The 11,856-nt window shown below is 68.9% G+C and carries 13 protein-coding genes; 1 reads left to right on the forward strand and 12 read right to left on the reverse strand.

All coding sequences use genetic code 11. The annotated features are described in order from the left end of the window. Window positions 1-4: 4 nt before the first annotated feature. From AB0J64_RS04435 to AB0J64_RS04490, 12 genes are all read right to left on the reverse strand, one after another. The gene (locus tag AB0J64_RS04435) at window positions 5-1,324 is read right to left on the reverse strand and encodes a PhoH family protein (RefSeq protein WP_364020449.1); all 1,320 of its coding nucleotides are present in this window, start codon (window positions 1,322-1,324) and stop codon (window positions 5-7) included. 206 nt (window positions 1,325-1,530) lie between these two features. After that, complete coding sequence (locus tag AB0J64_RS04440; RefSeq protein ID WP_344992809.1) at window positions 1,531-2,292, reverse strand: isoprenyl transferase; 762 nt, start codon at window positions 2,290-2,292, stop codon at window positions 1,531-1,533. Between the two features lie 51 nt (window positions 2,293-2,343). Next, window positions 2,344-2,892 (reverse strand): hypothetical protein, encoded by a 549-nt coding sequence (locus tag AB0J64_RS04445; RefSeq protein WP_364020453.1) that lies wholly within the window; start codon window positions 2,890-2,892, stop codon window positions 2,344-2,346. An 86-nt stretch (window positions 2,893-2,978) separates the two neighbouring features. Beyond that, window positions 2,979-3,341 carry a hypothetical protein gene (locus AB0J64_RS04450; RefSeq protein ID WP_364020456.1) on the reverse strand — a complete coding sequence of 121 codons (363 nt, stop codon included), beginning with the start codon at window positions 3,339-3,341 and terminating at the stop codon, window positions 2,979-2,981. After that, a complete protein-coding gene (locus tag AB0J64_RS04455; RefSeq protein WP_364020459.1) occupies window positions 3,338-4,201 on the reverse strand; it encodes a DUF692 domain-containing protein in 864 nt (287 codons plus the stop codon). Before AB0J64_RS04455 ends, AB0J64_RS04450 begins: the two co-directional genes overlap by 4 nt. A 1-nt stretch (window position 4,202) precedes the next feature. Further along, on the reverse strand, window positions 4,203-5,150 hold the full coding sequence (locus AB0J64_RS04460; protein ID WP_364020462.1) for a TIGR04222 domain-containing membrane protein: 948 nt from the start codon (window positions 5,148-5,150) through the stop codon (window positions 4,203-4,205). Between the two features lie 100 nt (window positions 5,151-5,250). Further along, entirely contained in the window at window positions 5,251-5,766 is a 516-nt protein-coding gene (locus AB0J64_RS04465; RefSeq protein WP_364020466.1) for a TIGR04222 domain-containing membrane protein, read from the reverse strand. A 67-nt stretch (window positions 5,767-5,833) separates the two neighbouring features. Beyond that, a complete protein-coding gene (locus AB0J64_RS04470) occupies window positions 5,834-7,627 on the reverse strand; it encodes a phosphoenolpyruvate carboxykinase (GTP) (protein ID WP_364020469.1) in 1,794 nt (597 codons plus the stop codon). Between the two features lie 249 nt (window positions 7,628-7,876). Next, the gene (locus tag AB0J64_RS04475; RefSeq protein WP_364020472.1) at window positions 7,877-8,398 is read right to left on the reverse strand and encodes a hypothetical protein; all 522 of its coding nucleotides are present in this window, start codon (window positions 8,396-8,398) and stop codon (window positions 7,877-7,879) included. Between the two features lie 77 nt (window positions 8,399-8,475). After that, window positions 8,476-9,663: a C40 family peptidase gene (locus AB0J64_RS04480; protein WP_364020474.1), complete on the reverse strand. Its 1,188-nt coding sequence runs from the start codon at window positions 9,661-9,663 to the stop codon at window positions 8,476-8,478. A gap of 122 nt (window positions 9,664-9,785) precedes the next feature. Further along, complete coding sequence (greA, locus tag AB0J64_RS04485; protein WP_148437100.1) at window positions 9,786-10,286, reverse strand: transcription elongation factor GreA; 501 nt, start codon at window positions 10,284-10,286, stop codon at window positions 9,786-9,788. A 108-nt stretch (window positions 10,287-10,394) separates the two neighbouring features. After that, window positions 10,395-10,814: a DUF4307 domain-containing protein gene (locus AB0J64_RS04490; protein WP_364020477.1), complete on the reverse strand. Its 420-nt coding sequence runs from the start codon at window positions 10,812-10,814 to the stop codon at window positions 10,395-10,397. Window positions 10,815-10,949: 135 nt separating this feature from the next. On the opposite strand from AB0J64_RS04490, the gene mca reads away from it, so the two are divergent. Beyond that, window positions 10,950-11,834 carry a mycothiol conjugate amidase Mca gene (mca, locus tag AB0J64_RS04495; protein WP_364020480.1) on the forward strand — a complete coding sequence of 295 codons (885 nt, stop codon included), beginning with the start codon at window positions 10,950-10,952 and terminating at the stop codon, window positions 11,832-11,834. Window positions 11,835-11,856: the final 22 nt, after the last annotated feature.

Here is an 11,856-nt window from a genome sequence, read left to right on the forward strand (position 1 = left end):
GCGCTTAGAGGCTCAGGTCCTCCAGCATCTCCGTCACCAGCGCGGCGATCGGAGAGCGCTCCGAGCGGGTCAGCGTGACGTGCGCGAAGAGCGGGTGGCCCTTGAGCTTCTCCACCACCGCCACCACGCCGTCGTGCCGGCCGACCCGGAGGTTGTCACGCTGGGCGATGTCGTGGGTGAGCACCACCCGCGAGTTGGCGCCGATCCGGCTCAGCACCGTCAGCAGCACTCCCCGCTCCAGCGACTGGGCCTCATCCACGATCACGAACGCGTCGTGCAGCGACCGGCCGCGGATGTGCGTCAGCGGGAGCACCTCCAGCATGCCCCTGTCGAGCACCTCCTCGATCACCTCGGGCGAGGTGATCGCGCCGAGCGTGTCGTAGACCGCCTGCGCCCACGGGCCCATCTTCTCGCCCTCGGTGCCCGGCAGGTAGCCGAGCTCCTGGCCGCCCACCGCGTAGAGCGGGCGGAAGACGACCACCTTGCGGTGCTGGCGGCGCTCCAGGACCGCCTCCAGGCCCGCGCAGAGCGCCAGCGCCGACTTGCCGGTGCCGGCCCGGCCGCCCAGCGAGACGATGCCGATCTCCGGGTCCATCAGCAGGTCGAGCGCGATGCGCTGCTCGGCGGAGCGGCCGTGCAGGCCGAACACCTCGCGGTCGCCGCGCACGAGCCGTACGGACTTGTCCGGCTGCACCCGGCCGAGCGCCGAGCCCTTGGCCGACAGCAGCCGCAGCCCGGTGTGCGTCGGCAGGTCCCTGGCCTCCTCGAGGTCGGCGGTGCCCTGGTCGAAGAGCACCTCGACGTCCTCGGTGGTCACCTGGACCTCGGCCATCCCGGTCCAGCCCGACTCGTGGACGAGCTCGGCCCGGTACTCCTCGGCTGCCAGGCCGATCGAGGCCGCCTTGACCCGCAGCGGCAGGTCCTTGGACACCAGCACGACGTCGCAGCCCTCGGCGGCCAGCGAACGGGCCACGGTCAGGATGCGGGTGTCGTTGTCGCCCAGGCGGAACCCGACAGGCAGGATCGAAGGATCGCTGTGGTTGAGCTCAACCCTGATCGTGCCGTCCCCCGTGGGCATCGCCTCGTCGAGCCTGCCGTACTGGATCCGCAGGTCGTCAAGGTAACGCAGGGCCTTACGCGCGAAGTAGCCGAGCTCTGGATGGTGCCGCTTGCCCTCCAGTTCGGTGATGACCACGATCGGCAGGACAACGTCGTGCTCGGCGAAGCGTGTCATAGCCGCCGGGTCGGCCAGCAGGACCGACGTGTCGAGCACGTACGTGCGCTTCGCCGACTGGTGAGTAGGGTTGCTCGAGGACACTGCCACACGTTCTCCCCCGGGCGCCCATTGGGGCGGGCGCCCTGCAGACGAGGCGGGAATCGGACCGGGCCCGCTTCCCCGACCGCGAGCTGCCGTCGGCGCCGGGTCCCGGCCCCCCTCGGCAGTTCTTGGTGCAAAGGCGGGCCCTCTCCGGATATCCGACCTGCGGCCGGATATTTCCTACGTTACGTCGTGAATGCCCAGATGTCGCGTCATGAACCGTAACGTCGGTGTCTCGCAGCGTAGTCGCGCAGCGCCCGCAGGAAGTCGACCCTGCGGAAGTCAGGCCAGTAAGCCTCGTGGAAGTAGAACTCAGAGTGAGCGCTCTGCCAGAGCATGAAGCCGGACAGACGCTGCTCGCCCGAGGTCCGGATGAGGAGGTCCGGGTCGGGTTGGCCGCGAGTGTAGAGATGCTCCGCGATGTGCTCCACATCGAGCACCTCAACGAGGTCCTCGATGCTCGCCCCCTTGCTCGCGTGCTCCTGGAGGAGTGAGCGCACCGCATCGGCAATCTCACGTCTTCCTCCATACCCAACTGCAACGTTCACAATCAGGCCCGGACGGTGCGATGACGCTTCCTTTGCATTTTTTAGGACATTGGCCGTTCGATCGGGCAGCAGATCGAGCGCGCCGACCGGGCTGATCCGCCAGCCCTCGTCCACCAGCTCCTGCGTCACGTCCTCGATGATGCGCAGGAGCGGCTCCAGCTCCTCCTTTGGCCGGTTGAGGTTGTCGTTGGACAGCATCCACACCGTGACGACCTCGACGCCGGTCTCGCGGCACCAGCCGAGCAGCTCGGAGATCTTGTCGGCGCCCTTGCGGTGGCCTGTGGAGACGTCACGTATGCCCATAGCGCGCGCCCAGCGGCGATTGCCGTCGATGATGACCCCGACGTGCCGGGGGATGCTGTCCTTCGACAGCTTGGACTCCAGCCGATGTTCATACAGCCGGTAGACCAGATCGCGCAGGCCCACGGAGTTCCTCCCCAGCGGTCGCCTTTGGTCGCTTGACCCAACAGGCAATTATCACCGCGATTCGCCCGTGCCCGCTCCGTCTATCGGATTCCTCGCCAGATCTCTACCTTCCAGACATCCTTCCGCCTCATTCACCAGGCCCCGTACGAACCTCGCCAGCTCCGCCGACGTCAACACCGCACGCATGCCCACGCCCGTCGAGCCCCACGCCTCCACGTACGCCCGCCTGGTCAGCCGCCACTGGCCCTTGGCCGCCTGCCACACGGGGATGGTCCTGAGCTGGCAGCGCAGCTCGCCGCCGCCCACCAGGCCCGCTCTGGTGCGGTAGCGGAAGGAGAACAGCTCGCTGTCCGGCTCGTCGTCGGGGAACCTGTCGTCCGGATCGGTCCACCGCCTGGCCACTCCCCGGCCCTCGCGGGCCTCGTCCACGCCGCGCGCCAGGCGCGCGAGCAGCCAGCCGCAGCGCTCCCCGACACTCCCGTACGGCGTGCCGTCCCTGTGCAGCTCGAGGGTGACCTCGTACGGCGTGCCGACGCTGTCCTTGCATGCCACCGGCGTGACGGTCAGATAAGAGCCGTCAACGCAACGCAGTCCCCCCATTCCCTCACCATTTTCCGGCCCAATGTCGGCTAAACCGCCTATGCCCGATCCGCCCTCGAACTGGGCCGGCAGCGGAGAAGCGCAGGTCAGGGCAGGAAGCGGGACCACCAGCGGGGCCTGCGGGGCGGGTCGGGCAAGCGGCCTCGTTCGCGTAGCCAGGCGGCGAAATCGTCGGCGTCGGTGCGGTAGCTGGGCGGCGGCGCGCTGCGGGACCGGGCGTAGGCGGCGAACTCCGCGACCAGGTCGGGGCCCGCCGCGGCCGCAGCGTCGGGCCGGAGCCTGGCCACGACGCTGCGCCGCTTGGCGACCAGGCTCAACGCCTGCACCCGCATCCGCTCGGGATCGAACCCCTCCGGCACGGCGGCCCCCGCGACGAGGGCCGCCACCACCCGCCCCTGCGCCTCCGCGAGACGGCGCTGAGCCTCCTCCAGGGCTGGTTCCTCCGTCATCCGGCCTCCCGAGCCAGGGACATCGCGGCCCTGATCCTGGACAGCTCGCCTTCCAAGGCCGCGTCGCTCGGGTAGTCGTCGTCCCATTCCAGCAGCACTCCCGGCGGGGCGGCGCGGGCGCACAGCTCGGTGAGGAGGTCGAGTACGGCCTGCGGCGCGGAGGTGGTGTGCGTGTCGTGCCAGATGCCGTGATGCTCGTACCCCCCGGCCACGTGGACGTACGCGAGGTGTTCGAGCGGCAGCGCGTCGAGGGCGTCCACGGCCGACAGACCCAGGTTGACCTGGTTGGTGTAGAGGTTGGCCACGTCGATCAGCAGCCCCACCCCGGTGCGCTCGACCAGTTCGGCGAGGAACTCGGCCTCGGTCAGCTCGTCGTCGGGCCAGCCGAAGATCGCGGCCACGTTCTCCAGGGCCAGCGGCACCGGCAGCGTGTCCTGCGCCCGGCGCACGTTCTCGGTGATGACCCGCAGCGACTCGCGGGTGCGCGGCACGGGCAGCAGGTGCCCGGCCTCCAGTCCGCCGCCCCGTACGAACGCCAGGTGCTCGCTGACCAGCGGCGAGTCCAGCGCCTCAGCGCAGGCGGCCAGGTGGGCCAGCCGGGCCGGGGAGGGCGGCTCGGCGCCGCCGATCCCCAGCGAGACCCCGTGCGGGATCACCGGCAGGCCCCTGGCACGCAGGAGGCGTAACGACTCGGGCAGGTCGCCGGGCCTGATGTTCTCGGCGACCACTTCGAGGAAGTCGACGCCGGGCATCCGCTCGATCGACAGGTCCAGCTCGGCCCGCCAGCCGATGCCCACCCCGAGCTCGGCTCCCGGACCGTCCCCGGGCGCGGCCCGCCGTCCCGCCTCCGGCTCGGACATGTCAGCTCCCTCCGCCGCCACAGCCACCGCCGCCGCAGCCGGACCCGCCGCCGCAGCCCGAGGAGCCGCCGCCGCAGCCCGACCCGGAGTTCGACGCACCGCCGCAGCTGCCTCCGCCGCAGCCCGAGCCCACGACGGCACCGCCGGTGCCACCGTACGCCGCCCGTCGCCGCCCGCGCCGGGGCGTGGGCCGCGAGGCCGGGACGTAGGTGTCCAGAGCCCTGCTCAGCTTCGTGTCGCGCAGCGCCCAGTGACCGTGCAGGGCGATGTGCACCCGTGTGTTTCCCGAGCCCGCGGGATGCGCCTCCCTGGCCCGGGCCAGCTCCTCGATCCCGGCCGGGGTGCGCGCGAACCGCCTGGACTTCCTGGCGCCGGCGAGCATGACGACGGCGACGACCACCGTCGCCACCAGGAAGAGCACGGCCAGGAGCGGGAACCGCACCGGACCTCCGGCCAGGACGACCACCCCTGCCACGACCGCCAGGACCAGCACCGCCCTCAGCCCGGCGGCCAGCCACTTGAGCCGGGTGAGGCGCGCACCGGACAGGATCAGGCCCAGCTCGGCGAGACGGTGCTCGAGTTGCCCCATGGCCGGGCCGCGGCCCACCGCCTGGTTCACCAGGAACCTTGACGGACCGGCGTTCTGCGCGACGGCGGTCAGGGTCTCCTGCTCGACGGGGTCGTCAACGGTGGATCCCTTGGCGAGGATGTGGAAGCGCGGCCCCCGTGACACGCGCAGTTTCCCCTCTTCGGCCAGGAGCGTGAGGGCTGTGTCGACCACCCGCTCGGGCCCGCCCGCCAGATAGGCGAGATCGTAATGATCGAGGTCGCGAGCGCGGGATCCGTCCGCGGCCGCCCGCGGGGCGGCGTGCTCGCGTTTGATCGCGGAGGCGATAGTGACGGCGATCGCCGCCAGGGCCACCGAGAGAATCAGCAGGACAAGGTCCATTACGGCCTCCCTCTGTGCAGCCGTTCAGGCTGGTTACCGGAGAGACGTATAAGGAGATGGTAAAGGTTTCGTTCTGCTCATTTAGCACTCAAGAACTTTTTCAGCTGCTGCTGCCACAGCTCGATCCACCGCCGCAACTTGACCCGCCACCGCAGCTCGACGATCCGCCGCCGCAGCTGGACGACCCGCAGCTGGACGAGCTTCCGCCAAAGTCGTGGCCGCCGAAGGTGACGCCGTCGCCGCCGCCGCTGTGGGTCCCGCAGGCGCCGGTGCAGTCGCCCCCGGGGTCGCCGGCCCGGTAGCCGCCCGGCCTGGCGGCCAGTGTGTCGAGCACGGCCTGCTCGATCGGCACCGGCGAGGGCTGCGCGCCGTGGACGGGGGTGACCTGCGAGCCGCGTGACACGCGAACGGCGCCGGCCGTCGCGAGGACGGCCAGCGCCGTGTTGATGGCCCGTCGCGGCCCACCGGACAGGTAGGCCAGCTCATACGAGGAAAGATGGTGGCCGTCGCCGCTCGGCGCCTCGCTGACGCGTCTTCGCTCGTGCTCGACGCTCTTCTCGGCCAGGTTGACCAGGATGACCACACCGATGGCGGCGAATAACAGGACGTGGTCCATGGCGTCCCCCTCTGAGCGGTACGGCAGTCCGTCAAGTTAGACGGCGCCGCCGTACCGCACAAGGGGGTCAGCCCAGCCGGTCCAGCAGAGCGTTGTACTCGTCCCACAGCTCCTTCGGCAGGTGCGAGCCGAACTTGTCGAAGTGGACCGGGATCCGCGACGCCTCCTCGCGCCACACCTCCTTGTCGACCGACAGCAGGGTGCGCAGGTCCTCTTCTGACAGGTCCAGGCCCTCGGTGTCGAGGTCGTCCGGGAGCAGGCCGATCGGGGTCGGCACGGCCTTGGCCTCGCCGTTGAGCCGGTCCACGATCCACTTGAGCACGCGGCTGTTCTCGCCGAAGCCCGGCCAGATGAACCTGCCGTCGGCGTTCTTGCGGAACCAGTTGACGTAGTAGATCCGGGGCAGCTTGGCCCCCTTGCGGCGGCCGATGTCCAGCCAGTGGTCGAAGTAGTCGCCCATGTTGTAGCCGCAGAACGGCAGCATGGCGAACGGGTCGTAGCGCAGCTCGCCGACCTTGCCCTCGGCCGCGGCGGTCTTCTCGGAGGCGACGTTGGCTCCGAGGAAGACGCCGTGCTCCCAGCTCAGCGACTCCGTCACCAGAGGCACGGCGGTGGCGCGGCGGCCGCCGAACAAGATCGCTGAGATGGGCACGCCCTTGGGGTCCTGCCATTCGGGTGCGATGGTCGGGCACTGGGCGGCCGGGGTGGTGAAGCGGGCGTTCGGGTGGGCGGCCGGCTCGTCGCTGTCAGGCGTCCATGAGCGGCCCTTCCAGTCGGTCAGGTGCGCCGGCGGCTCCTCGGTCAGCCCCTCCCACCACACGTCGCCGTCGTCGGTGAGCGCGACGTTGGTGAAGATGCTGTTGCCCCAGAGCGTCCTGATCGCGTTGGCGTTGGTCACCTGACCGGTGCCGGGTGCGACGCCGAAGAAGCCGGCCTCCGGGTTGATCGCGTAGAGGCGGCCGTCGTCGCCGAAGCGCATCCAGGCGATGTCGTCGCCGATCGTCTCGACCTTCCAGCCGGGGATCGTGGGCTGGAGCATGGCGAGGTTGGTCTTACCACAGGCGCTCGGGAACGCGGCGGCGACGTAGCGGGTCTCGCCGGAGGGCGGAGTGAGCTTGAGAATCAGCATGTGCTCGGCCATCCAGCCCTCGTCGCGGGCCATGGCGCTGGCGATACGCAGGGCGTAGCACTTCTTGCCGAGCAGGGCGTTGCCGCCGTACCCGGAGCCGTACGACCAGATCTCGCGGGTCTCGGGGAAGTGGCTGATGTACTTGGTCGAGCTGCACGGCCAGGGCACGTCCTCCTGGTGCGGCTCCAGCGGCGCCCCGACGGAGTGGACGCACTTGACGAAGTCGCCCCTTTCCTCGATGAGCTGGAGTGCCCTGTCCCCCATCCTCGTCATGATCCGCATGGAGACGGCGACGTACGGGGAGTCGGTGATCTCGACGCCGAGCTGCGAGATCTCGCCGCCGAGCGGGCCCATGCAGAACGGCACGACGTACATGGTGCGGCCGCGCATGCAGCCCTTGAACAGCTGTCCGAACGTCCGGCGCATCTCGTCCGGAGCGATCCAGTTGTTGGTGGGCCCCGCGTCCTCCTCGCGCTCGGAGCAGATGAAGGTACGGTCCTCGACCCTGGCCACGTCGCTGGGATCGGACTTGGCGTAGAAGCTGTTGGGCCGGGCGGCCAGCCGCGTGAACGTGCCCTGCTCCACGAGGAGGTTGGTCAGGCGCGTCCACTCCTCCTCTGATCCGTCGCACCATTCGATCCGGTCCGGCTGGGTCAGGGCGGCGATCTCGTTCACCCACGCGGCCAATTCGCTATTGCTGGTCGGTGCGGGCACTTCCACGGAAACGGACACGACTGTGACTCCTCCACTCTCTCAGGGCCCAGTCATCATTAACGACGAACCGGCATTGTGGCCAATTGGCATAGACCTGTTGGCCCTGGCCGTCGTCGCAGGCAGCGGCCCTGACGATTGGGGGAGCCTACCCACGCGGAGCGGATTTAAAAGAGAATTAACACACAGTGGCCCAGTCCAATAGAGCTGGTCTAAACCAATTTCCCAAGTGGTTTAGTCCATTTCCGCGGCCGTTTCCGCTGGACCGTCTCAGGAATTGACGTCCGGCCCCTCGGAGCGAACCCGGTCGACATGCTGGAGAGCGTCCCGCAGATCCGCGAGCCACGTGTCGGTGTGCTTCCCGACCAGCCGGACGCACCAGGCGAGCGCGTCACTCCTGCTCCTCGCCACTCCTGCGGCCACGAGCGTGTCGAGCACCTGCCGCTCGGACTGGCGCAGCCTGGTCATGACGGGCACGGAGAGCGTGGTGAACATCACAGTCTCACCGCCGCAGACCACGCCCCAGGAGACCTTCTGCCGGAACTTGCGCTCGGCCTCCCTGGCGATCTCGACCCGCCGCTCGCGCGTCTCTTCCCTGAACCTCCTGGCCAGCCCTTCGATCAGGGCGATGCGCTCGGCCTCGGGCACATCGCCGGGGGGATCGGGCAGCGTGCCGAGCACCGCGATCTCCTCGCGGTCTCTGACGATCTCCGGCGCGCCGGTGAACCATCCTTCGGGCAACCGCCCGGTGAACCAGCCGTGGATCTGCGCTGTCTCGTTGTCCGTTGCCATGTAATTACCATTACATAGTTGCAAGCGAAATGCACGCACCGATTCCCGGCCTGTACGAGCAGGATGGTGAAGGGTGGTCAGCGGACCTTGGCCGCCGCGACGGGGCTGACGCGGACGACGCCCGCCAGATTGCGGGTGTGCACCGGGGAGATCTTCACGACGTCTCCGGTACGGGGCGCCTGGATCATCTTCCCGTCACCCCAATAAATCGCTACGTGCGAGATGTAACCAGGATTGGTCGGGTCGAGGCGCCAGAAGATCAGATCGCCCGGCTGGGCCTGCGACAACGGGACCTGGGGCCCGGTCACCCACTGCTGGTGCGTCACCCGGGGCATCCGCACCCCCGCCTGGGCGAAGGCCCACTGGACCAGGCCTGAGCAGTCGAACGTGTCTGGGCCCTCTGCGCCCCACACGTACGGCCGGCCCAGCTTGGAGGCGGCGGCCTTCAGCGCCACGGTGATCTGCTCGCCGGTCATGAACGACCCTGCGGGCCAGCTGCGCGCCCTGGTCTGCGGCTGGGGCAGCACGGGGTTGACCATGGCCGCCTGCGTGCCCTTGGGCAGCACCTTGAGTATGGACTTGCGCAGCGTGTCGGAGTTGGTGTCGGGGGCGCTCACGATGAGGGCGTTGTCGTGGGGCAGCCCCAGGCTGCGGCCCACGTCCTTGGAGACGACGGCGTCCACCGCGCCGAACCCGGTGGTCGCGTACGCGCCGATCCGCAGCGTCCCCGCCGGGCCCGCCACCCGCCTGTGCAGCGCGAGCCCGCCGTCGTTGCCCAGCACGAAGGAGACGGCCACGTCACCGGCCGCGACGTTCTGCCACAGCGGGTCGGACGAAGCGGTCACCTTGGGCGTGTACGAGCGGAACGTGGACGGATTCACCGCGAGCGTCTGCACCCGCTTGCCGTCGAGCGTGATCGACGCCGCGTCGGCCAGCTCGAGCGCCCGCACCCCGCGCAGCTTGGCGACCTTCTGTAACAGCTCGTTGGTGAACGGCTTGCGGGTGAGCACGAACAAGTTGGGCTTGTGCAGCTTCTTCAGCGGCGCCACCGGCTGGAGCGTCATGGCGGGCTGCTGCTGCGCCGGCGGTTGCTGCTGCGCCGGCTGCTGCTGCGGCGGCGGTTGCTGCCGGCGCTGCTGGGCCATCAGCGTCGACTTGGGCGTGGCCTGGGCGCGTACGGGCTGCCCGGCCTCCTGCTCAGGCCGCACCAGCAGCAGCACATCAGCGGTCAGCACCGCGACCAGCGCCACCACGATGAACGGCACCAGCTTGTACGTGGCGCGCCGCTTACGAGACTTGACCAGGAAGCTGAGGTCCTGCCGAATCCCCGTCGCACGCGAAAAATCCGCCGGGCCGACGTGGGCCCGGCGGTCGTCATGCGGGGGAGTCAGTTGCCGATGTACGGCACTGCCTCGAGGATCTCGACGGTGTTCTGGCGCCCGTTGGGCATCGAGTAGGTCGCCTTCTCCCCGATCTTCTTCCCGTTGATCGCCGCACCCAGCGGCGACTTCGGCGAGTAGACGTCGATCGGCGCTCCGCTCTCCTCGCGGGAGGCGAGCAGGAAGGTGACCTCGTCGTCGTCGCCGACGAACCGGATGGTCACGGTCATGCCGGGGCCCACCACGCCCTCGGCCTTGGGAGCCTCTCCCACCTGAGCGTTGTCGAGGATCTGGCGGAGGTGGAAGATGCGGGCCTCCATCTTGCCCTGCTCGTCCTTGGCGGCGTGGTAGCCGCCGTTCTCACGCAGGTCGCCCTCTTCGCGGGCGGCTTCGATCTTCTTGGCGATGTCGACGCGCCCGGGGCCCGAGAGATACTCGTACTCCGCCTTCAGGCGGTCGTACGCCTCCTGCGTCAGCCATGTGACGTTCTCATCGCGAGAGTCGGCCACGGGTTCTCCTTGCTTGCCTAGGGGGCCCTGAGGTCACTTGAGGTTACGTGTGGTTGAATTGCGAAAGGCTAACAAGTCAACCGCTCCAACGCTTCCCCAAATGTCTCACTATACGAGATTGCAGTACTGGATGTGGACGGAAGTGGCCTGACCACTCGTGTCGAGGCCTTCCTTGATCTGCTTACTACCCTCCCCAGCCGGGATTCTTACTTCCTTGCTGCCCACTTCCGTGTGATAGACGTCCAGCGCCCTGATCCGGCAGACCGCCACCCTATCGTCTGGCTTGTACACCTCAAAGGTGATCTCAGCGCGATTCGCGCTTTCAATGGTGAACGTCACCACCTGCGACGGAGCCTCCGAGCCGCCGGCCGTCATGGACCACATGACGTACCCCCAGCCGCCGGCGACGATGGCCACCAGCACGCCGATCACGACGTGGACGACGAGCCGGCCGCCGCGCCTGGGACGGTCCGGGAAGTCGTCGGGTGTGCCGAGAACTGGTCCGTTCTCGACATCTCTGGTCGCCATGGCGGAATCTCCCTGCACTCCCTGAGCGTTATCCGAGACAATTGTCGCCCGCGGGGGGTGTGCCCTCGCGACCGCCCAGCAGAAACTAGCCTCTCTGGGCGAGTGACCGGTCCCGACTGAGGAGACATCGAGCCCGTGAGTGCACCGCTGAGGCTGATGGCCGTCCACGCCCACCCCGATGATGAGTCGAGCAAGGGCGCCGCCACGATGGCGCGTTACGTGCGCGAAGGTGTGGAAGTGCTGGTCTGTACCCTCACAGGCGGTGAACGCGGCTCCGTGCTCAACCCCAAGATGGACCGGCCCGAGATCGTGGCCAACATCGCCGCGGTGCGCAAGGCCGAGATGGACCGGGCCCGCGAGATCCTGGGTGTGCAGCAGCGCTTCATGGGCTTCGTCGACTCCGGCCTGCCGGAGAACGAGGACGAGGCGCTGCCTGAGGGCTGCTTCGCCTTGCAGAAGCTGGAGGACGCGTCGGCGCCGCTGGTGGCGGCCGTGCGTGAGTTCAGGCCGCATGTGATCATCACGTACGACGACGACGGCGGCTATCCGCACCCCGACCACATCATGACCAACAGGGTCTCCGTGGAGGCCTTCGAGGCGGCCGGCGACCCCGACCGCTACCCCGGCACCGGCGACCCCTGGCAGCCGCTGAAGCTCTACTACCAGATGGGCTTCACCAAGGAGCGCTTCGAGGCGCTGCACGAGGCGATGACCTCGCGTGGCCTGGGCTCCCCGTACGCCGACTGGATCGCCCGCTGGGAGGACCGCCCGGCCAAGTGGCCGGTGACCACGCGGGTGCCGTGCGGCGACTACTTCGAGATCCGCGACCAGGCCCTGCTGGCCCACGCCACGCAGATCGACCCCGACAGCTGGTGGTTCGTCTGCCCGCGCGAGCTGCAGCAGGAGATCTGGCCGACCGAGGACTACCACCTGGCGCGCTCGCTGGTCGACACCGAGCTGCCCGAGGACGACCTGTTCGCCGGCATCCACGCCGAGGACGTCTCCCCCGCCTGCCACTGACGGGACCACCCGTGCTGATTGG

The sequence above is a fragment of the Nonomuraea sp. NPDC049695 genome (genome assembly GCF_040674955.1).
Taxonomy (GTDB): Bacteria; Actinomycetota; Actinomycetes; order Streptosporangiales; family Streptosporangiaceae; genus Nonomuraea; species Nonomuraea helvata.

Bases quoted from the DNA above. Each gene is read 5' to 3' on its own strand.
- AB0J64_RS04445 (WP_364020453.1), bottom strand. From the start codon at position 2,892: ATGGGGGGACTGCGTTGCGTTGACGGCTCTTATCTGACCGTCACGCCG.
- AB0J64_RS04450 (WP_364020456.1), bottom strand. From the start codon at position 3,341: ATGACGGAGGAACCAGCCCTGGAGGAGGCTCAGCGCCGTCTCGCGGAG.
- AB0J64_RS04455 (WP_364020459.1), bottom strand. From the start codon at position 4,201: ATGTCCGAGCCGGAGGCGGGACGGCGGGCCGCGCCCGGGGACGGTCCG.
- AB0J64_RS04460 (WP_364020462.1), bottom strand. From the start codon at position 5,150: ATGGACCTTGTCCTGCTGATTCTCTCGGTGGCCCTGGCGGCGATCGCC.
- AB0J64_RS04465 (WP_364020466.1), bottom strand. From the start codon at position 5,766: ATGGACCACGTCCTGTTATTCGCCGCCATCGGTGTGGTCATCCTGGTC.
- AB0J64_RS04475 (WP_364020472.1), bottom strand. From the start codon at position 8,398: ATGGCAACGGACAACGAGACAGCGCAGATCCACGGCTGGTTCACCGGG.
- AB0J64_RS04490 (WP_364020477.1), bottom strand. From the start codon at position 10,814: ATGGCGACCAGAGATGTCGAGAACGGACCAGTTCTCGGCACACCCGAC.